Origin of the sequence: Candidatus Epulonipiscium viviparus (genome assembly GCF_030708075.1) — a bacterium.
Taxonomy (GTDB): Bacteria; Bacillota; Clostridia; order Lachnospirales; family Cellulosilyticaceae; genus Epulonipiscioides; species Epulonipiscioides viviparus.
The window spans coordinates 380,299-400,419 of record NZ_CP117982.1 but is presented as its reverse complement, the minus strand read 5'-3'; the positions used below and the strand labels follow the sequence as shown (position 1 = coordinate 400,419).

Annotated in this window: 18 protein-coding genes and 6 tRNA genes; 1 reads left to right on the top strand and 23 read right to left on the bottom strand. The window is 39.1% G+C overall.

Annotated elements, in window-relative coordinates; translation table 11 throughout:
* Positions 1-3 precede the first annotated feature (3 nt).
* From PCY70_RS01375 to PCY70_RS01365, 3 genes are read right to left on the bottom strand one after another with little or no spacing between them, the layout of a single operon-like run.
* Entirely contained in the window at positions 4-2,877 is a 2,874-nt protein-coding gene (locus PCY70_RS01375; protein ID WP_305768152.1) for an anti-phage-associated DUF1156 domain-containing protein, read from the bottom strand.
* A 31-nt stretch (positions 2,878-2,908) separates the two neighbouring features.
* A complete protein-coding gene (locus tag PCY70_RS01370; protein WP_044150173.1) occupies positions 2,909-3,385 on the bottom strand; it encodes a DUF3780 domain-containing protein in 477 nt (158 codons plus the stop codon).
* Between the two features lie 24 nt (positions 3,386-3,409).
* Positions 3,410-6,298: an anti-phage-associated DUF1156 domain-containing protein gene (locus tag PCY70_RS01365; protein ID WP_305768151.1), complete on the bottom strand. Its 2,889-nt coding sequence runs from the start codon at positions 6,296-6,298 to the stop codon at positions 3,410-3,412.
* Positions 6,299-6,573: 275 nt separating this feature from the next.
* On the opposite strand from PCY70_RS01365, the gene PCY70_RS01360 reads away from it, so the two are divergent.
* The gene (locus PCY70_RS01360) at positions 6,574-8,226 is read left to right on the top strand and encodes an extracellular solute-binding protein (RefSeq protein ID WP_305768150.1); all 1,653 of its coding nucleotides are present in this window, start codon (positions 6,574-6,576) and stop codon (positions 8,224-8,226) included.
* Positions 8,227-8,440: 214 nt separating this feature from the next.
* Here the strand turns inward: PCY70_RS01360 and PCY70_RS01355 are convergent, their stop codons facing one another.
* The 20 genes from PCY70_RS01355 to PCY70_RS01260 all read right to left on the bottom strand — a co-directional run bounded on the left by PCY70_RS01355 (position 8,441) and on the right by PCY70_RS01260 (position 20,066).
* Positions 8,441-8,932 (bottom strand): DIP1984 family protein, encoded by a 492-nt coding sequence (locus PCY70_RS01355; protein ID WP_305768149.1) that lies wholly within the window; start codon positions 8,930-8,932, stop codon positions 8,441-8,443.
* A 249-nt stretch (positions 8,933-9,181) separates the two neighbouring features.
* Positions 9,182-10,204 (bottom strand): tRNA preQ1(34) S-adenosylmethionine ribosyltransferase-isomerase QueA, encoded by a 1,023-nt coding sequence (gene queA / locus PCY70_RS01350; protein WP_305768148.1) that lies wholly within the window; start codon positions 10,202-10,204, stop codon positions 9,182-9,184.
* A gap of 93 nt (positions 10,205-10,297) precedes the next feature.
* Positions 10,298-10,573, bottom strand: coding sequence for an HPr family phosphocarrier protein (locus PCY70_RS01345; protein ID WP_305768147.1), 276 nt, complete (start codon positions 10,571-10,573; stop codon positions 10,298-10,300).
* A complete protein-coding gene (gene whiA, locus PCY70_RS01340; RefSeq protein ID WP_305768146.1) occupies positions 10,570-11,415 on the bottom strand; it encodes a DNA-binding protein WhiA in 846 nt (281 codons plus the stop codon). Before whiA ends, PCY70_RS01345 begins: the two co-directional genes overlap by 4 nt.
* Before the next feature lies 1 nt (position 11,416).
* Entirely contained in the window at positions 11,417-12,370 is a 954-nt protein-coding gene (locus PCY70_RS01335; RefSeq protein WP_305768145.1) for a gluconeogenesis factor YvcK family protein, read from the bottom strand.
* Position 12,371: 1 nt separating this feature from the next.
* Positions 12,372-13,238 (bottom strand): RNase adapter RapZ, encoded by an 867-nt coding sequence (rapZ, locus tag PCY70_RS01330; RefSeq protein ID WP_305768144.1) that lies wholly within the window; start codon positions 13,236-13,238, stop codon positions 12,372-12,374.
* Between the two features lie 18 nt (positions 13,239-13,256).
* Positions 13,257-14,156: a UDP-N-acetylmuramate dehydrogenase gene (gene murB / locus PCY70_RS01325; RefSeq protein ID WP_305768143.1), complete on the bottom strand. Its 900-nt coding sequence runs from the start codon at positions 14,154-14,156 to the stop codon at positions 13,257-13,259.
* A gap of 87 nt (positions 14,157-14,243) precedes the next feature.
* Positions 14,244-14,582, bottom strand: coding sequence for a sulfurtransferase-like selenium metabolism protein YedF (locus tag PCY70_RS01320; RefSeq protein WP_305768142.1), 339 nt, complete (start codon positions 14,580-14,582; stop codon positions 14,244-14,246).
* Positions 14,583-14,726: 144 nt separating this feature from the next.
* Positions 14,727-14,808: transfer RNA gene (locus PCY70_RS01315), tRNA-Leu, on the bottom strand.
* A gap of 6 nt (positions 14,809-14,814) precedes the next feature.
* A tRNA-Lys gene (locus PCY70_RS01310) sits at positions 14,815-14,887 on the bottom strand.
* Positions 14,888-14,899: 12 nt separating this feature from the next.
* A tRNA-Gln gene (locus PCY70_RS01305) sits at positions 14,900-14,971 on the bottom strand.
* A 7-nt stretch (positions 14,972-14,978) separates the two neighbouring features.
* Positions 14,979-15,052, bottom strand: a tRNA-His gene (locus PCY70_RS01300).
* Positions 15,053-15,057: 5 nt separating this feature from the next.
* Positions 15,058-15,131: transfer RNA gene (locus PCY70_RS01295), tRNA-Arg, on the bottom strand.
* Positions 15,132-15,135: 4 nt separating this feature from the next.
* A tRNA-Gly gene (locus tag PCY70_RS01290) sits at positions 15,136-15,206 on the bottom strand.
* A gap of 76 nt (positions 15,207-15,282) precedes the next feature.
* Complete coding sequence (gene trmD, locus PCY70_RS01285; protein WP_305768141.1) at positions 15,283-16,011, bottom strand: tRNA (guanosine(37)-N1)-methyltransferase TrmD; 729 nt, start codon at positions 16,009-16,011, stop codon at positions 15,283-15,285.
* Entirely contained in the window at positions 16,008-16,520 is a 513-nt protein-coding gene (gene rimM, locus PCY70_RS01280; protein WP_305768140.1) for a ribosome maturation factor RimM, read from the bottom strand. The genes trmD and rimM overlap by 4 nt, the downstream gene beginning before the upstream one ends.
* A gap of 49 nt (positions 16,521-16,569) precedes the next feature.
* Entirely contained in the window at positions 16,570-16,818 is a 249-nt protein-coding gene (gene rpsP / locus PCY70_RS01275) for a 30S ribosomal protein S16 (protein ID WP_305768139.1), read from the bottom strand.
* A gap of 41 nt (positions 16,819-16,859) precedes the next feature.
* The gene (gene ffh, locus PCY70_RS01270) at positions 16,860-18,194 is read right to left on the bottom strand and encodes a signal recognition particle protein (RefSeq protein WP_305768138.1); all 1,335 of its coding nucleotides are present in this window, start codon (positions 18,192-18,194) and stop codon (positions 16,860-16,862) included.
* 11 nt (positions 18,195-18,205) lie between these two features.
* On the bottom strand, positions 18,206-18,541 hold the full coding sequence (locus PCY70_RS01265; RefSeq protein WP_305768137.1) for a sigma factor-like helix-turn-helix DNA-binding protein: 336 nt from the start codon (positions 18,539-18,541) through the stop codon (positions 18,206-18,208).
* 79 nt (positions 18,542-18,620) lie between these two features.
* Positions 18,621-20,066 (bottom strand): ATP-binding protein, encoded by a 1,446-nt coding sequence (locus PCY70_RS01260; protein WP_305768136.1) that lies wholly within the window; start codon positions 20,064-20,066, stop codon positions 18,621-18,623.
* Between the last annotated feature and the right edge of the window lie 55 nt (positions 20,067-20,121).

Below are 20,121 nucleotides of genomic sequence, written 5' to 3'. Positions count from 1 at the left end.
TTATCACGAAGTTAATTCATCTCCTATTAGCGAAGCAATCAGATCTGCCATGTCCGCGCTTGCTTTCCAATGCGTACTCATTTTGTTAATGCTTCTCGCACTTGCTACAAATCCCAATGTTGCTATAATCATGCCTCTCTTTTTTTCGTAGTCATCTCCCAATTTATCTTTCATATATTTTACTGCTAGCTGCGGATCATCTCCTTCTTCGATGCCCATATTTATTGCCCGAAATACGCTCCGAAGTGGTGTTGCCTCAAACTCGCTCGGCATAATGCGTTCTCCCATCTCCACCGGGGTCATCAACCTCGCTTTATTCTCTATTAATGTTGCCATCAACTTTCCATGATTTTCCATTTTAAAGCCTTTCGTAAATTCTTGATACATACTTAGCTGATAAACGCCCTTCATTTCACCATCCAAACCTTTAATATAAAATTGTTCTGCAGATGAAAGCTCCCTCCACTGATGCTTTTCAAACTTTGCCGGACGGATATATTCATATGCGAGCGTTTTTGCTCTCTCTATAATTTTTACGATCTCACTTTTGGCTGGAGATTTTATCGCTATATCGAGTTCTGCAGTTAAATCCAGATCGCTGATATCTGAATAAGAAGTCAATACTCTGAGCGCCGCCGCGTACGCTGCCAACACATAATCTGGCTCTGCAAAGTTGAGAGCATCTTTATTGTCAACCTCTTGCATTAGCTCGCTCTGCCTTTTTACCTCTTGCTTAATATCAAATTCGATCTCATCTAAAAACACCTCGCTGTTTTCCTGTTGCTTTCGCAATACCAAAATTACTGTCCCCTTTATATAATTGCCGCCTTTTAACCCTCCGGACTCTGTCTCCGTTGCTATATTCCAGGCAGCAGTCACCTGAAGCCCCGCCTTCCACATAATCAACGCCAACTGCGCCCACACTACTGGATCCGAGTGCGTAAACATCACCACCTGCAGTCCATCGTCGCTCATATGCTGCGTCAGATTGGCATAAATCTCGGTCATCTCTTCTGCAAAACTTTCATCGCCTTTCACGGCATATACTCGCTTTGAGTCCGCATACCATTGCGGAAATACTTCTTTAATCAAATGCTTGTCCCACGCCAAAAAAATTTCTGATAGCTCATGATAGCGCACCGCATCTGCATAAGGAGGATCTGTTATCCATATATCACAAAATTCTCTCAACGCTCTTGCTTCTTCCAACTTCACCTGATGCTTTGTGTTCAATACCTGCTTATTGATATCATAGTTCCATATTCTTGATAACGCACTCACACTGCGAGTTCCAAAGTTTACTAGAGTATTATACGCTTGGTTATAGAAAGTTTGCTCCATTTTTTCGGCGTTAAAATTCCATATACACAAGCGCGAGTTCCAATTTATTACCTTGTTGATGCCCAGCAGCCCCGCAACTTTTTTGTTCGTTTCTTTTTCCTCACTAATCCTTTTTACTAGCATTGCTAGCGTCAGTAATTGCCGCGGGTTAAACAACTGATGCCAATATGTCCAACCACGCTCTAGCTGCAATTGGCTTGTATTTCCACCAGCTTCGATTTTACTACTCGGTATTATTCCCTTATTTTGCCATTCACACAGCTTTGCGACAACAATATCTCGCACCCTGGCTTCATTCTCCATCGCTCTCACGCTCGGTGCGCTATAGTATCTATGGCTATCTTTTGCTTCATATTTAATAGCATAGAGCCGCTCGCTATACACATCTCCTTCGGCAAATTCAAACTCGTCTTTCTCCCATTTACGCAACTTATAAATCGCCCGCCCGTCAATAGTTTTGTCCCCTCTGATAGTTGTAATCGGCGTAATTTTTTTACATGCCGGACACACAAGCTTCGACTTCACCAGCGTCCCTATTTTTGCCGCAGCCATCTCATCTTTTGTCGCGTTCATTTTGATTTCAATATCGTATGTATTATCCTCTCTCAATTTTAGTTGCGCTACAGTCCTAGTAATATTATTTCCTATAATCCATGATGCTGACAACGGAACTTTCACTCCACACTCTGGACACACAGTCTCGATGCAATACAAATAGTTCAATGCTCTATCCCCATGCTCGTTGCGATCAATTCCCAGCCTTTCTGTTTCTGCAACAACGTCGTCATACACCTGCTTCTGAAACGCTTTGATCTGGGTAACTTCCGCATCTGATGCGCCCAAAATGTTAAAATTTGCCCAATTCAGCATCGCTGCCACAGGGTTTAGATCTGCAGCATACGAATCTGCACCTACTCTTGCAGCCTCGAACGGAATGCTCCCCCCTCCTGCAAAGCAATCGCCAATCTTAGCAACACGCCCATACTTTGCGACAGACAATTGCTCCACCAACTCAGCTATAGATGTTGCTGATGTGCCGAGATGTTTATTGATTGCGCTCCAGCTTTCTTCACTTATATTTTTTAGATGCTCTGGCCTACTGCAATATTTTAATTTTTCATCATACGAGAGCGTCGCAAACACCGCGGCTTCAATCGCTTTTCTATCTTGACCAATCTGAATTTTTACCGCTTCCCCCTCGGCTCTAAACCACGCATCTATATTTTCCGCAAATGCAGAATTCTCTCGCGCCATAGCATATAGCGCCTTTATCGGAATAGTCTTCTCCTTTCGCGCTAGCAAACTGTCATCATCCATACTCATAATCTTCAAAAAAATCTCCATATCAGCTTTTAAATCATCCGATGCTGGCATCAGGCACCCTATAATTGTTGCCCGCACAAGTACTAGCGGTTTTCTACCCCACCACTTTCCCAGCCCAGTTAGCGTCTGACCCTTGCCGGCCTTGCGTTCCTTGTAGCTCTCCTTGCTAATTTTGCTTACAGGAAACTGAGTTTCAATAAATGTCCTCTTCATCATGTTTCTCCTTATCCGAATTATCCGAGCATCATGCTACTGCTATATCGCAGAAAGCATACTTCAACGCTACTCGCCACCCTGTGTTATCATCAACCTTCCCCGCTGTAGCATTAGTCATAGTGTACAGCCACCATCTCTCCTCCACCGTCAACCCATTCCAATTATTTACTGCTGTCGCGATCTCTTCTGCAGCATCCACATTTTCTATTGCCCATAATAGCAATACCAACTCTTTGCCGTATAGACGCTCAATAGCAGTGCCAGCAACTAAAAACCTCGCGCCTTTCTTGCCTTCTGCTTTTAGTTGCATATTAAAAGTTTGCGTTATTGCCATTGAAACTCTAGACCATTTTTTTCTCGAGATCCTCACTTTCAGTACATCTTGTTTCGAAATCTTTTGCTCATTTTCGTTCCATCGAAATCTCTCATATACTTCTACAATCTTTTTGTCCCCCACCAAATAAAAATGATTTTCACTCTCTTTCGCATCAAATCCAAATCCCATCACTGATTCCTCCTTCGATATATATTAAGCCAACCCATCTTCAATCATCATTGCTATTAGATTTGCCATGTCCGCACTCGCTTTCCAATGCTTAGTCATGTTATTAACACTATTTACACTTCCTAGAAACTTCAACAATTCTTTGATCAAACCTCTTTTTTTGCTATAGCTTTCTCCCACCTTCTCTTTTATATATAGCAATGCCATCTGCGGATTTTCACCTTCTTCGATGCCCATATTTATTGCCCGAAATACGATTCTAAGTAATGTTGCCTCAAACTCAGCTTGCATAATGCGGTTCCCCATCTCCACTGGGGTCATCAATCTTGTCTCATTCGCCGCCGGAGATGCTAACAATTTCCCATAATCTTCCATTACAAAACCTTTAGCAAACTCTTGGTACATACTCAGATGATAATCATTTTTCATCTCACCCACTAACCCCATAATACAAAATCGTTCTGCAGACGATAAATTGTTCCACTGATGCTTATCAAATCCTGCTGGGCGAATATACTCGTACGCAATCGTCTTGGCCTTATTTACAATTTGTACAATCTCGCTCTTGGCCGGAGACGCTATCGCTATGTCGAGCTCTGCAGTTAAATCCAGATCGCTGATCTCTACATAGGAAGTCAATACTCTGATCGCCGCCGCGTACGCTGCCAATACATAATCTGGATCCGCAAAGTTCGGGGCATCCTTCTGATCGATCGTTTGCATTAACTCTATCTGCCTCTTCACTTCTTTTTTGATATCCAGTTCGATCTCATCTAGAAACGCGTCGTTGCACTCCTGTTGCTTTCGCAATATCAAAATTACTGTACCCTTTATATAGTTGCCAACTTTTAGCCCCCCAGACTCTGTCTCCGTTGCTATATTCCAAGCAGCAGTCACCCGAAGCCCTGCCTTCCACATAATCAATGCTAACTGTGCCCACACTGCGGGGTCTGAGTGCGTAAACATCACCACTTGCAAGCCATCGTCGCTCATATGCTGTGTCAGATTAGTATAAATCTCGATCATATCTTCTGCAAAATCCTCGTTGCCCTTTATGGCGTATATTCGTTTTGCATCTGTATACCACTCCGGAAATGTTGCTTTGATCAGGTGCTTGCTCCAGGCCAAGAAAAATTCAGACAGCTCATGGTAGCTTACCGCATCTGCATACGGAGGATCTGTTATCCATATATCACAACGTTTTTTGACCGCTCTGCCCTCTATTAACTCCACATCACTCTTTCCGCTCAACTTACAATTATTAATATCATAGTTCCAGCTCGACATTATTGTTTCGACACCGCGCGTTGCAAAGTTCATCAGCGTGTTATATGCTTGATTGTAAAATGTAAATGAAACATGCTCTTTTGCGGCATTCCATATGCATAATCGCGAATTATAATCCAACACTTTATTTATCCCCAACACTCCTGCTATCTTGTTGTTTGTATCTGTCTCATCGCTCACTTTTTTAATTAGCATAGACAACATCAACAGCTGCCGCGGATTAAACAGTTGATGCCAATATGCCCAACCACGGGTTCTTATTATTTCATTAGTTTTACATCCCTCGATAATTGCCCCGCTTGGTATTATTCCCATTATCTGCCAGTTCACTATATTCTCTGCAACAATCGAGCGTACTCTCGCTTCATTTGCCATCGCACGCCCACTCGGTGATGCGTAATATCTCTTCGATTTTCTACCTGCTTGTACATTCGCTATTTCATATTGGATAGCATAGAGCCGCTCGCTATATACATCTCCTTCGGCAAATTCAAACTCGGCTTTCTCCCACTTGCGCAATCCATAAACCGCCCTGCCATCAACAGTTTTGTCCCCTCTAATAGTTGAGATCGGCGTCATTTTTTTACATGCCGGACATGCAAGCTTCGACTTTACCAGTGTCCCTACTTTGGCCGTTGCCATCTCCTCTTTTGTCGCGTTCATTTTGATTTCAATATCGTATGTATTATCCTCTCTCAATTTTAGTTGCGCTACAGTCCTAGTAATATTATTTCCTATAATCCATGATGTTGACAACGGAACTTTCACTCCACACTCTGGACACACAGTCTCAACGCAATACAGATAGTTCAATGCTCTATCCCCATGCTCGTTCCGATCAATTCCCAGCCTTTCTGTTTCTGCAACAACGTCGTCATACACCTGCTTCTGAAATGCTTTGATCTGGGCAACTTCCGCGTCTGATGCACCCAAAATGTTAAAATTTGCCCAATTCAGCATCGCTGCCACAGGGTTTAGATCTGCAGCATACGCCTCTGCGCCTACTCTTGCAGCCTCGAACGGAATGCTCCCCCCTCCTGCAAAGCAATCGCCAATCTTAGCAACACGCCCATATTTTTCCACAGATAATTGCTCCACCAACTCAGCTATAGATGTTGCCGACGTGCCAAGATGTTTATTGATTTCTCTCCAGCTTTCTTCCCTTATATTTTTTAGATGCTCTGGCCTACTGCAATATTTTAATTTTTCATCATACGAGAGCGTCGCAAACACGGCGGCTTCAATTGCTTTTCTATCTTGACCAATCTGAATTTTTACCGCTTCCCCCTCGGCTCTAAACCACGCATCTATATTTTCCGCAAATGCAGAATTCTCTCGCGCCATAGCATATAGCGCCTTTATCGGAATAGCCTTTTCCTTTCGCGCTAGCAAACTGTCATCATCCATAGTCATAATCTTCAAGAAAATCTCCATATCAGCTTTTAAATCATCCGATGCTGGCATCAGGCACCCTATGATCGTTGCCCGCACAAGTACTAGCGGTTTTCTGCCCCACCACTTTCCCAGCCCAGTTAACGTCTGACTCTTTCCGGCCTTGCGTTCCTTGTAGCTCTCCTTACTAATTTTGCTTACAGGAAACTGAGTTTCAATAAATGCTGTATTCATAATAGATCATCTCCCTTAAATATATCGACTTGCTTTACACAATTCGTAATCACATCTTATTTTTATCCGACTGCGACACCAAAATGCAATCGACATCTACATTTTTTATTCAATCCTCTCCTTAACTAACAGTATATTACTCTTGCTGCTCAATTATACTACTTGTCCTGTATGCGATAAGGCTCCACATTTTTCTTACTCGTGATGCAATTTCTAAATTTTTATGTTATAATATCATTATTCATTCAAAATATTTTATTTGGAGGTACATAACCATGAAAATCAAAAATTTAGCCATCTTATTGCTAGCAGGACTACTTGCTGGTTGCGGATCAACTGCAGATGATGAAAAAGCTGCAAAAGGAGATATCTACACAGAAGTCGGAACATACCCCATTGTTAAAGAGGGCGAAACAGATTCGTTCACACTCTTTGCAGCATTGCGACCTTCTGTCACATCATATAATTCAGACAAAAACTTATTTACTCGATATTTAGAGGACTTAACCGGAGTGGACTTGGAGTTTACCAACTCAGTACAGGCAGATTTTCGGCAAAAACTTAACGTCATGATGATTAGCGGAGAGTACACTGATGTCATCTTATCAGCATTCTACGGTCCTTCCGAATTACTACTATATGGGCAGCAAGGCCTATTCATTCCTCTAAACGATTTGATCGATCAGTACGCACCTAACATCAAAAAGGCTTTAGATGAAAATCCGCTAATCAAAGATGCATTTACATCAGATGACGGAAATATGTATTCAATCCCTCGCATAGGCAAAACCAAAGGCACCGAATATAGCCATAAGATGTGGATAAACCATGTCTGGCTCGATAACCTGGGCTTAGAAGTACCTAAAACTACCGAAGAATTTTATCAGGTGCTAAAGGCATTCAAAGAACAAGATGCTAATGGCAACGGCGACCCAGACGACGAAATTCCATTTTCTGGATCCCCAACCGCTTGGAATGCTGACCCTACTCTGTTCTTACTAAATGCTTTCATACCTATATCTAGCTATAGCTTTTTAAACCTCGATGAGAATAAGCAGATCTATCAAATTAGAGTAACCGATGAGTATAAAAATTATCTAAAATACATGCGAAAACTTTATGCAGAAGAATTGCTAGACCCTATGGTGTTTACGCAAACAAATCAGGAATACTTAAAGCTCTTTGCCGCTCAAGACGGCTTTGGAACGGTAGGGGCAACAACAGCGGGATCCGTTACCACCTTTGCCCATACCACAGACTATGAGACCTGGGGCCAATATAGCCAGATCGCACCACTCGAAGGACCAGACGGGCTTATTTCTGCTGCGAGAGCCGTTGACTTTGGCTCAGACGGGCTTGTAATTACCAATAAATGTGATAATCCAGAAGTTGTACTGCGAGTATTTGACTATATGTATACCCAAGAGGGCGTAGTCAAAATGTCATTTGGCGAGGTGGGTGACGGTCGACTCGGTGCTGCCCCAGAGGGGTCTGTAAATTATTTGGGTGAGCCAGTAGAATACGTACGATTGGGAGTAGATCACAGCACAGATGCTTGCTGGAACAGAATAGGGCCTGATTATCAGGGGTCAGACTTCGAGATGCTATTTGGAATTAACGTTGGGGATCTTCCCGATGTTGACCAACTTTTATATTTATCATCTGTAAACGACTATGCCCCTGTTGCCCAAGACGTAGAAACCATCATCCCGCCACTTGCTTTTACAACAGATGAATCACGCACTATCACAGATCTCCAGCTTTCTCTAAACACTTATTTTGATGAATCAGAACTAGCATTTATCACTGGCAAAAAAGATATCGATAAAGATTGGGATGCCTACCTTAAGCAAGCCGAAGTATTGGGGCTAAGTCAATACCTTGAAGTTCAGCAAACCGCTTATGACAGAAAATATGGCAACAAATAAGGGACTCACTAAGAGTCCCCAATCCCCTGTCCCACCCTAAATCTATCAAGCTGACACGTGGTAATAAATTATAAGATTATAAGATTGCACTTGTAAAAGATGCTGAAGGTGATTAATAAATGGAATCGAACCACACAGACCCCTCTGTCCTCCTCTACGTAAGATTATATAAATCTAAAGTTATGTCCACTCCTAATAGATTTCCAAATATTGCCTAAATTAATTCTGTTGTCCAATTTAACTCTTGCAGTTTCATCTCAAGCTTTCTTAGCTCCGAAGAAAATTGGTCAGCTTTTGTTTGAAACTCTTTAACATTGACAGTACTTTTAATCTTAATTTCTGTAGGTCTATGACGCGAAACTATCTGACTTGCAGAATTTATAAAATTAATATAAGTAGAAACTTTCTGTTTAAGACAATCTTTTGTTGCAATCAATTCCGTAATCGTAACTCCATCCACAGAAGTTGTAGCATTTGTCAAATTTATTCTCGCTATCAAATTCTCAAGATTTTTTAGTAATTGCTCATACTCATCAAACAGATCATGCGGATCTTCCGTCGGCAACTCTCCCTCTTGCACAAGAGCATTGTTTTCTAATCTCGATCTAAATTCTAGCGCTTTTGTTTGCATACTAGCACGTGTTATTAAAGCTTCTGCTAATTTCATACCATTCCCCTTCTTTAATATCGCAGCATACGTGTGCATAATACAGCACCTCATAACTCCATAATAGCAAACTCCGATTCCTATGTCAAGGTTAGCAACCTCCTTTGCATCCACTTTAGCAACTTGCTTGCTTCAATTTTTTCCTTCTATATTAAATTCAGCATCTTCACAACATTCACTAGCTTAATTAAATATTTACTTATAAAAAAAAGAGACTTCTCAGTAGTATCAACTTTTACTGAGTTATCTCCTCATTTTAATATCTATTAAATGCCCAACTTTCACCAATTATTCGATCAACATGGCATCGCCAAAGCTAAAGAATCTATATTCTTCTTCCACTGCCTCTTCATATGCTTCGAGGACTTTCTCCCTATTATACAGAGCACTCACCAGCATTATCAGTGTAGACTCCGGCAAATGAAAATTGGTAATCAGCTTGTCAACTATTTTAAATTTGTACCCCGGCGTAATGAAAATTTCTGTATCTCCGCTTGCCTCACGCACTCTTCCATTCGCATCTGCTATACTCTCTAACACTCTTGTACTGGTCGTTCCTACTGCAATAATATTTTTGCCTTCGGATTTTGCTTGATTTATTATAGCCGCATTTTTGGCATCCAGATGATAGTGTTCTGAATGCATCTTGTGTTGCGCCACATCATCCACTTTAACTGGTCTGAATGTTCCAAGTCCCACATGCAAAGTTACGTACGCTATCTTCACACCCTTGCTTTCAATTTTGGCTAGCAATTCTTGAGTAAAATGAAGTCCTGCTGTTGGAGCTGCAGCACTTCCATCGTTTTTAGCATATACAGTCTGATACCTATGCTTATCCTCTAGCTTCTCTGTAATATATGGTGGCAACGGCATCTGCCCCAGCTTGTCCAAAACTTCTTCCCATATTCCATCATACTCAAACTTAATAATTCTATTACCCTCGTCTGCAATGGCCATAACCTCTCCCACAAGCATTCCTTCTCCAAAGGTCAGTAGATCTCCTAGCCTAGCATTTTTTCCTGGCTTCACTAATGCTTCAAAAGACTTTTCATCTACCCGCTTAAGTAGTAAAATTTCAACTTTACCTCCAGTTTGCCTATGCCCATATAGCCTTGCTGGCACCACTTTGGTGTCGTTTAAAACCAAGCAATCTCCTGCTTTTAAATGCTCCAGTATATCATAAAAATGCTTATGCCATACTTTGTTTGTTTCTCTATCTAGTACCATCAGCTTTGATGCCGTTCGATCTGCTAATGGCGTTTGCGCTATTAATTTATCTGGTAATTCAAAATAAAAATCTGATGTTTGCATATCCTCTACCTACTTTGTCTATTCTGTATTTCCTAAAGTATCACCATATAGACTTAAAAATATGCAAAAAAAAACTAAAAGGCATTATGCCCCCTAGTTTCTCGCCAATACGACCTCTTCTTTTGCTAAAAATTCACACAAAGCTACTGTTGCATCTTCTTCGTCTTCACCATCAACAATTAGCTCCAACTGCTCGCCTTTAATACTGCCAAGGCTCATCATTCCCATTATACTCTTGGCATTAATCTTCTTATCCATCAATTTAATAAAAATCTGACTCTCATATTTGCTTGCAAGCTGCACAAAAAGAGCTGTTGGTCTTGCTTCTAATCCATTCTTAAACTTTAAAGTTACTGCTGTATTAATCATCTAAAACTCCTCCTCGTTTCTTCTGCTATTTGCCTAATTTTTTTAAATCGGTTTGAAACACAAGATTTGGAAACTGGCATTTTAAGCTTAGAACCTAGCTCCCCTAACGTAGCTTCTGTATATTCTAGTCTCAGTTGAGCTAATTCTTCTAAATTGCTTGGCAAGTGATTCAATCCTATTGTCTTCATTAAAAATTTGATGTCATCTAATTGCATGATCGCACTACTAACTGTTTTGGAAATATTTGCTAATTCACAATTTACCGATCTATTAACATGATTTCGCACTTCTTTAACAACTCTAATATTTTCAAACTCTAATAAAGCTATATGCGCTCCCATTATATTTAATAAATCTACTATCGACGAACTCTCTTTTAAATATACAATAAAATTGTTGCGTCTCTTCACCACTTTTGTCGCTATCCCCATGGTATTTAAAAGATGCTGAATAAATTCAGCCTTCTCTTTTGTATATGCAATAAATTCTAAATGATACGCCTTTTTCGGATCTGTCAGCGTACCACCTCCCAAAAATAAACCTCTAATAAATGCTCTTTTGCTGGAAAATTTACTTAAATCATCAATATTCATTTTAGCATTATCAATAGTTAATGTAAATAAATTTTTTTTAGACTTATTTATATCAGAAAAGTCCATCGTGCAAAATCCCCATTTTTTTAATACATTAGCATATTTTTTGTAATAATTGGCAATTTCCAAAATTACAACACTCTTATCTGCTTCTATTTTTTCAGAAATAAATATAAAACCCTGTAATTCTTCTAACAAGTTTTCTTTGATACCTATCAATTCCTCCTTAATCTGCAAACAAAATGACATCTTATCCTCCATGTTTAAAAATATATTTTGCAAGCTCGGCTGAATTATGTCTAATATATCCCCCTGCTTGATCCACCTTTGCAATATCCGCTTCTATGACTTGTATTTTCTTCCAAATTTTACTCCTTTTACTGTATTTAAGTAAGTGCGCACCTTCTTCTGCATATTTTTTAATATATTTTTTCTTTATCTTAGTAGAACTAATTATCACCGCATCTATAACATTTTGGCCCAAGTATTTTTCTAGCTCTTTCACATGGCTTTCTACTGTAAAATCTGTTGTTTCACCCGGTTGACTCATTATATTGGCGATATATATTTTTTTTGCAGAACTTTTTACTATTGCACGTGCCACCTTACTAATAAGCAAATTCGAAATTACGCTTGTATATAAACTTCCAGGCCCCAACAAAATCATATCCGCTTCTTTAATTGCCTTTAAAACATCTGTCGTTGGTTCCACATTTTCTGGCTCCAAGATAATCTTGTCAATTAGCACTCTCTTCTTTTTTCCATATTCTACTATTTCTTTCTCTCCCACAATTTCTTCTTCATCCACAAACGTAGCGTGTAAATTTACTTTTTCCAGCGTTACCGGCAAAACTTTACCCGTAATTGCAAGAACCTTACTCGTCACCTGAACCGCATTACTCAGGCTTCCGCTCACATCTATCAATGCTGCCAACAGTAGGTTGCCAAAATTTTGCCCCTTAAGCGTTCCTTCCTTAAATCTATATTGCAATAGTTCTTCCATTATTGGTTCAGTATTTGCCAATGAGACTAAGCAATTTCTAATATCCCCTGGTGGTACAATATTTAACTCTTCTCTTAGCAATCCCGAATTGCCTCCGTTATCTGAGACTGTAACTATGGCTGTAATATCGTTTGTGTATTTCTTTAATCCCCTTAGCATTGTGGATAGGCCAGTGCCTCCCCCTATAGCGACCACTTTCATATCATTTTCCCCTTTTCGAATCTTTTTCTATATCTCTAAATTCTACATTCACTATATATTTCTGCTTCTTTAAGTATTCCTCCAATTCATTAGCGATCACCACCGAGCGATGCTTTCCTCCTGTGCATCCAATACCTATTACCAATTGATTTTTTCCTTCTTTAGTATATAGCGGAGCCAAAAAACCCACCATGTCTTCTAATTTTTTTATAAATATTTCCGTATTCGCATCACTAAAAACATACTCTCTAACTTCTATCGCATGACCTGTATATGGTCTTAGGTGCTTCTCGTAAAACGGATTTTTTAAAAATCTAACATCAAATACTAAATCCGCATCTATCGGTACCCCATACTTAAATCCAAAAACTATAATAGTAATTACCAATCCCATAAATTCTGTATTCTGCTCAAACATACTTACTAATAATTCCTTTACATCTTTTGGTAAAATATGGGTTGTATCTACAATATAGTTTGCCTGCTGCTTCATATTCTCCAGCAGTCCTCTTTCCTTTATAATAGCATCTTGGATTCTCTTTCCTTTTGCTAGAGGATGGATTCTGCGAGTTTCTTTAAATCTTTTTATCAGTTCTAAATCACCACATTCAAAAAATAGTACAGTATGATGATATTCTTTTAACCCTTCCAGATTAATAAATATTTCATCAAATGACATTCCACCTCTGATGTCAATACCCAGTACAATCTTTTTAAATTGATGAACCTTATCTGTTACTAGTTCAATAAAATTGGGCAAAAGTCCTGGAGGTAAGTTGTCAATACAATAGTATCCAATATCTTCAAAGCACTTTATAGCCGTACTTTTTCCTGCACCTGACATTCCTGTTACTATTATAAATTCCATATCCCTATGTCCTTTCGTCTATAGTATTTTCACTTCTTCTTCTAACATAACTCCAAATTTTTCAAATACTCGCTTCTTAACTTCTTCTATCAATTTAGTTACATCTTCAAACGTTGCATTACCCACATTTATCACAAAGCCACAATGCTTATCAGATACCATCGCATCTCCGATTCTAAATCCAGATAAGTTTGCATCTTCGATGAGCTTTCCAGCAAAATATCCTGTCGGGCGCTTAAATGTGCTCCCTGCGCTAGGATAATTCAACGGCTGCTTATCGCGTCGTCTTTGCCCAAAGTCTTTCATCTTATTACTAATCTCATCTTTGCTTGCCTTTTTCAATTCGATTGCTGCCGATAATACAACCAATCCTTCTTTTACAATTACACTTGTCCTATACCCTAATTCTAGTTCTTCATTAGACAAAGTTTTTTGCTCTCCATTAGGCATCAACACAACAGCCGTGACCACAACATCTTTCATTTCGCCATCATAAGCCCCGGCATTCATTGCCACCGCACCCCCTATCGTTCCCGGAATACCATGTGCAAATTCAAATCCAGTAAGGGCATTTTCTCTTGCTAGTTGAGCAACATTGCTAAGCTTTGCCCCCGCAGCCGCTGTAATCACATTTCCACTTATGCTTACTTCGCTAAAATTTTCGCTCAGTAATATGATTACACCATCATATCCCTTATCATTTGCTAGGATATTAGTTCCTCTCCCTAATATATAGTATTTAACATTTCTGCTTTTACAAACATTAATTATTCTAGCAATTTCATCCATGCCTGCAGGCTTCACCAAAACCCTTGCTGGCCCTCCAATTTTAAACGAAGTATATTTATTTAAAAACTCATCTATTTTAATCTGCTTTGGTTTTAAAAACAATGTCAATTGCTCTATTAATTCTTTCATATATTTTTCTCCTAATTTTTTTAATGTTATAAATAGAAAAGTGGCAAGCATTAGCTCTTACACTAATAACTTGCCACCAATTTAATATTATAATGTAAGCGTTTTTCTAGCATATAATAAAATTTGCCCAATTTCATCCATATTACTAATTCTTCCTACCAAAAGAGAGTTTTGCCCACAAACTTTATAAACACAAGTTCCACAAGCAATCAACTCCACTCCATATTGCTCTAAAGCATTCAATATATCTAAAAATAAAGAGCCATGAGTCAAAAGTCTCACCCCAGAATTATAAAATACAATTGCATCAGGACGAACTGGTGATGCCAAAATTTTTCTAAGAAATACTCCTAGCAAACTGCTTCCTACACCGTCGTCACCTCTACCTAAAGTTTCGCTATTTATTATTACTACACTATTGTACATATACCTTCACTCCTAAAATATCAGTTTCTTTATTATATGCACGTTTTAATATTTTAGTGAAAATATTTGTATTTTTGTCATATACACAATAAATTTTTTTCGCATAACAAAAGGCCTCTCACAAAATGAGAGACCTCTATAATATGCGGATGAAGGGAGTCGAACCCTTACACCTCTCGGCGCTAGATCCTAAGTCTAGTGCGTCTGCCAATTCCGCCACATCCGCATATACTGAGCCACCCGGGGCTCGAACCCGGGACCACTTGATTAAAAGTCAAGTGCTCTACCTACTGAGCTAGTGACTCACATTATAAATTCAGGGCTAGAAGGATTCGAACCTTCGAATGCAGGAATCAAAATCCTGTGCCTTACCGCTTGGCGATAACCCTATGTAAGGGTGGAAAATGGGGATCGAACCCACGACCTCCAGGACCACAATCTGGCGCTCTAACCGACTGAGCTATTCCCACCATACCGTACCTACAGGGATTCGAACCCCGGACCCACGCCTTAGAAGGGCGTTGCTCTATCCAGCTGAGCTACAGATACATACAGCGGGTGATGGGAATCGAACCCACGTAACCAGCTTGGAAGGCTGGTGTTCTACCATTGAACTACACCCGCATAATAATGCTTGCTGTCGACTTCTCGTTGACAAAATGAAGTATATACCATATTGCTACAGAAGTCAACACTTTTTTTAAAAATAATTGTATTTTTTGAGAATTTTCTTATCTTTTTCTGCTAATTCGACCGTTTTCAACAAATCTGGTCGCTTCTTTAAAGTGTTTAATAGCGAATTTTCTCTTCTATACATCTCTATATTTTTATGATTTCCCGATAGCAATACTTCTGGCACCTCTCTTCCTTCAAAATTTTGTGGCCTCGTATAATGATCATGCTCTAGCAATCCTTCGCTAAAACTTTCTTTTTCAAACGATTCTTCTTTTCCTAACACATTCGGCAACAATCTAATTATACTATCTGCGACCACCATCGCCGCCAGTTCTCCTCCCGTTAATATAAAGTCTCCTATCGAAACTTCGTCTGTCACTATCGCCTCTATTGCTCTTTGGTCTATTCCTTCATAGTGTCCACACAAAATAACAACTTCTTCCTCTTTAGAATATTCTATTGCCATCTCTTGATTCCACACTTTTCCAGCTGGCGTCATATACATCACTCGCGGGCTTTTCATCTCTTTTGCTATATGCCGATAGCAGTCTACAACCGGCTTTGCCATTATCAACATCCCCGCTCCGCCGCCATATGGGTAGTCGTCTACTTGGTTATGCTTGTTTCCCGAAAAAGCTCTAAAATCTACCGCTTCTATTTGTATCAACCCGTTTTCTATTGCTCTTCCCATTATACTATGTCTAACCGCGTCTTCTATCATTTCAGGAAACAATGTCATTATTACAATTTTCATACTTCTTCTAACCCTTTTAACAATCTTACCGTCATTACTCCTTCTGCTATATCAATATTCAAAACACAACTCTTTATTGCCGGTATTAGTAGCGGTGCCTTTTGTCCGTCTTCTCTCTCTACCACATACACGTCGTTTGCTTTGCCAAATAACACGTCGTCTAACACTCCCAAAAATCTGCCGTCTTCTGTATTTACACTCAATCCATACAAATCGTTTATATAATACTCATCATCATCCAATGGCTCTGCTGTTTGCTTATCTATTTTTACAAAGCAATTTTTAAATATTTCTCCTTCTTCTATAGAATTTACCCCCTTAAATTTTATCAATACAAATTTTTTATGAAATCTCACACCTTCTATATTATATTCCCTGAGCCCTTTGCAATCGATATAAATACTCTCAAATTTTTTGAATCTATTGACATCATCTGTGGATGGTACAATTCTCAACTCTCCTTTGATACCATGTGTATTTACAATTTTTCCTACTGTTAGTGTTTCCATAATTCTCTCCTCTATATTATTCTGCATAAAAAAAGGGGCAGTGTGCCCCTTACTTCATCTCTATTCCAGATTTTTTGATCAGCGCTTTTACCGTTTCTGTTGGTTTTGCACCTGTTTTTAACCATTTTTGAATAGATTCCTGATTTAAATTAAGCTCATTTGGCTCACTACAAGGATTAAAGTATCCCACTTCTTCTATAAATCTGCCATCTCTAGGGTATCTAGAATCTGCTACTACTACTCTATAAAACGGCGCCTTCTTTGCACCCATTCTTTTTAAACGTATTTTTACTGCCATTTCTTCACCTCATTAAATTATTTTTTTCTTGCATTATTATTTTACATAAAAGGAAGCTTAAACTTTCCTTTCTTGCCTTTTGCCATTCCCGAAAATTGCTTCATCATGGTCTTCATTTGGTCAAACTGTTTAACAAGTCGATTTACTTCCGAGATATCGCAACCTGAACCTCTCGCAATTCGCTTCTTTCGAGATAAATTTAGTATGCTAGGATTTTGCCTTTCTTCCTTAGTCATCGACAAAACTATCGCTTCTATTCTAGACATTTGCTTCTCATCTACATTTATATCTCCCATTTTTGCTTTGTTCATTCCTGGTATCATACTCAGTAGATCGCCAATAGGCCCCATATTCCTAACTTGTTTCATTTGCTCTAAGAAATCGTTAAAATCAAACTCCGCTTTTCTAATCTTTGCTTCTAACTCACGGCTTTTTTCTTCGTCAAAGCTTTGCTGCGCTTTTTCTATAAGCGTTAGCATATCGCCCATTCCCAAAATCCTTGATGCCATTCTTTCGGGATAAAATGGCTCAAGCTCGGATAACTTTTCGCCCATACCTACATATTTTATAGGTTTATTTGTTACTGCTTTTACAGATAGCGCCGCTCCTCCTCTATTATCTCCGTCTAACTTTGTCATAACCACGCCATCTATTCCCAGTGCTCCATTAAATGACTCCGCAACATTTACGGCGTCTTGCCCCGTCATCGCATCCACTACTAATAGTATCTCTTTTGGCTTTACTTCACTCTTTATATTTTTTAATTCGCCCATCAGAACTTCGTCTATATGCAATCGTCCTGCTGTATCGATAATTACTACGTCGTGATTATTTGCCTTTGCGTACTCCATGGCTTGCTTTGATATGTCTACCGGGTTTACTTTTGTTCCTAATGCAAACACTGGTACGTTTACTTGCGATGCGACTTTTTTTAATTGCTCTATCGCTGCCGGTCTATATACGTCACACGCAACGAGCAACGGACGCTTTCCCTGAGCTTTTATCAGGTTTGCTAACTTTCCCGCTGTTGTTGTTTTTCCCGCACCTTGTAGGCCCACCATCAATATTGGCGTTATTCCTTTCGATGCAAACAAAATTTTACTTTGCGTACTTCCCATTAAATCTACCAGCTCGTCGTTAACTATCTTTATTACTTGTTGCCCCGGAGTTAAGCTAGACATTACCTCTTCTCCAACAGCTCGCTCTTCAATAGATTTGATAAAGCCTTTTACTACCCTAAAGTTTACGTCAGCTTCTAGTAATGCCAGCTTCACTTCTCGCAATGCCGCTTTTACATCTTTTTCTGTTAACTTTCCCTTACTTTTTAGGTTCTTAAATACATCTTGCAGTTTGGTTGATAATTGATCAAAAGCCATTTCATGTCCTCCTAAACTTCATTTTTTAACTCTGATATCAAATTTTTTAAACGTCTCACATCTTGCTCTTCTAGGGGAACAGTAATTGTTTTATCAATTTTGTCTACAATCGCTCTCATATTTTGAAATCTTTTTACAAATCCAAGTTTATATTCTAACTCCAGCAACTTTATTTCTGCATTTTTTATAGTTTCATGTACACTTTGCCGACTAATTTTATACATATCTCCTAGTTCGCTCAAAGTTAAATCTTCAAAATAATAGCCACTGATCAAATCCTTTTGCCGTTGCGTAAAGAGATTTTGATAAAAGTCAAATAAATATGAAATTTCTACTACTTTCTGCATCGCTCGCTCCAATTATGTCAACCTAAACTTCTTTACAGTCGAATTATATACACTTCTATTTGCATTGTCAAGCCCCATCCTATAACGACTCTCTCCATTTGGCATATACAGAAAAGTATTTGCTATCTCTTGTAGACATTTCTTTCATTATACAATGCATTACCGCATTTACATAGTCTGTTTCGTTTAGCCCTATCGTCGCAACAATTTTTTTTCTCAATGCCGCGTCTAATACATTTGCGTCTTCATTCTTTTCAAACTCAATTTCTGCTCCCACTTCTGCCATTAATTCTGTTACTATACTAGACAAATCATCAAAATTATATCGCTCCCATATCGCCAATGTCGCTGTATCTCGATACTCTTCTATCAATTCATTTATTTTTAACACTGTTACAGATGACAACGGCAACAATTCCAAATTTTGCGATAACGCTGCCAAGTTTACGGCACCTCTTAAATTTAATCTTCTATATAATAGAAAACTCAATAATACTTTCATATCTCCTTTATCTACATCTACTATCTTTGCCCTTGCCACCCCCGCTACCTTATTTTCCGTCGATTTTGTATATGGTGTTATCCTACAACTCTTGATTGTCCCTGCCTGATAAACCACTGCAACTCCCGTCTTCAATTTTGCCAACTCAGTATTTACTGCAATTACCTTCATACTACTCAGCTCCGCTTGTACCACAGGATTTACGCTTCGCAACATTACTACTGTTCCTATATCATTTAACGATACCTCCTCAGCTGCCGCCACAATAAATGCCAATCCATATCTTTGCGCTTCCTTTAATAATTTGATCACGCTTTCCGATTCTGTAATTTGATCAAATATCGTCATATGCTTTACCTTTAGAGTTTTATTGCTCATCCAATATTCTACGGTTTTCATCGTTAACATATGCATCATCAAATTTCTCATCTCCGCGGGATATATATTGTTTAAGTCAATGATTACAGTATTATTATACAACAACTCGGCGTCCGTTTCCACTCTTGTAAATATTCCTGCAGACAACGCTGATACCCTGTCTAACAATGTAATTTTTAAGCGCGAATCGAAAATAGAGACCATCTCTCCTAGTGCTTCCGATACATCAATAAATGTAGGATATGTTGCCATAGTTTTTCCGCTTCCACATCCTGCCTTTGCGTATGCCATGCGTATCGCCTTCGCCAACACCAAGCTTTGAACATCATCCAATCCCCAGCATAATTCAAATACTTTCATCAACCGATCTATATGCTCTGCCATTGCGATCCCCTCCGGAAACTTAAACGGATTAATCTTTAGTGGCGTTACGCTTGTTCCCACTATCACGTTATTTGATAGCAGATGCTTATATTCTCCAGCTTTTGTCTCAAATATCATACAGGGAGCATCCACCATATCTATCAAGTGACAAATTGCAGTTGTTTTTCCTGCTCCTGCAGATCCCACCACCAATACGTTAAAATTAAGCAACTTCTTATTCACCACTTCTGCTAAATTTACAGCACCCTTATTTGCCGCCATTGCGTTTCACCTCTCTACATTTTTCTCTAAAATATCCGTGTTTACTTTCAAAATT

Coding starts and splice junctions, on each gene's coding strand:
- PCY70_RS01375 (WP_305768152.1), bottom strand. CDS start 2,877: ATGAAGAGGACATTTATTGAAACTCAGTTTCCTGTAAGCAAAATTAGC.
- PCY70_RS01370 (WP_044150173.1), bottom strand. CDS start 3,385: ATGGGATTTGGATTTGATGCGAAAGAGAGTGAAAATCATTTTTATTTG.
- PCY70_RS01365 (WP_305768151.1), bottom strand. CDS start 6,298: ATGAATACAGCATTTATTGAAACTCAGTTTCCTGTAAGCAAAATTAGT.
- PCY70_RS01360 (WP_305768150.1), top strand. CDS start 6,574: ATGAAAATCAAAAATTTAGCCATCTTATTGCTAGCAGGACTACTTGCT.
- PCY70_RS01355 (WP_305768149.1), bottom strand. CDS start 8,932: ATGCACACGTATGCTGCGATATTAAAGAAGGGGAATGGTATGAAATTA.
- queA (WP_305768148.1), bottom strand. CDS start 10,204: ATGCAAACATCAGATTTTTATTTTGAATTACCAGATAAATTAATAGCG.
- PCY70_RS01345 (WP_305768147.1), bottom strand. CDS start 10,573: ATGATTAATACAGCAGTAACTTTAAAGTTTAAGAATGGATTAGAAGCA.
- whiA (WP_305768146.1), bottom strand. CDS start 11,415: ATGTCATTTTGTTTGCAGATTAAGGAGGAATTGATAGGTATCAAAGAA.
- PCY70_RS01335 (WP_305768145.1), bottom strand. CDS start 12,370: ATGAAAGTGGTCGCTATAGGGGGAGGCACTGGCCTATCCACAATGCTA.
- rapZ (WP_305768144.1), bottom strand. CDS start 13,238: ATGGAATTTATAATAGTAACAGGAATGTCAGGTGCAGGAAAAAGTACG.
- murB (WP_305768143.1), bottom strand. CDS start 14,156: ATGAAAGAATTAATAGAGCAATTGACATTGTTTTTAAAACCAAAGCAG.
- PCY70_RS01320 (WP_305768142.1), bottom strand. CDS start 14,582: ATGTACAATAGTGTAGTAATAATAAATAGCGAAACTTTAGGTAGAGGT.
- trmD (WP_305768141.1), bottom strand. CDS start 16,011: ATGAAAATTGTAATAATGACATTGTTTCCTGAAATGATAGAAGACGCG.
- rimM (WP_305768140.1), bottom strand. CDS start 16,520: ATGGAAACACTAACAGTAGGAAAAATTGTAAATACACATGGTATCAAA.
- rpsP (WP_305768139.1), bottom strand. CDS start 16,818: ATGGCAGTAAAAATACGTTTAAAAAGAATGGGTGCAAAGAAGGCGCCG.
- ffh (WP_305768138.1), bottom strand. CDS start 18,194: ATGGCTTTTGATCAATTATCAACCAAACTGCAAGATGTATTTAAGAAC.
- PCY70_RS01265 (WP_305768137.1), bottom strand. CDS start 18,541: ATGCAGAAAGTAGTAGAAATTTCATATTTATTTGACTTTTATCAAAAT.
- PCY70_RS01260 (WP_305768136.1), bottom strand. CDS start 20,066: ATGGCGGCAAATAAGGGTGCTGTAAATTTAGCAGAAGTGGTGAATAAG.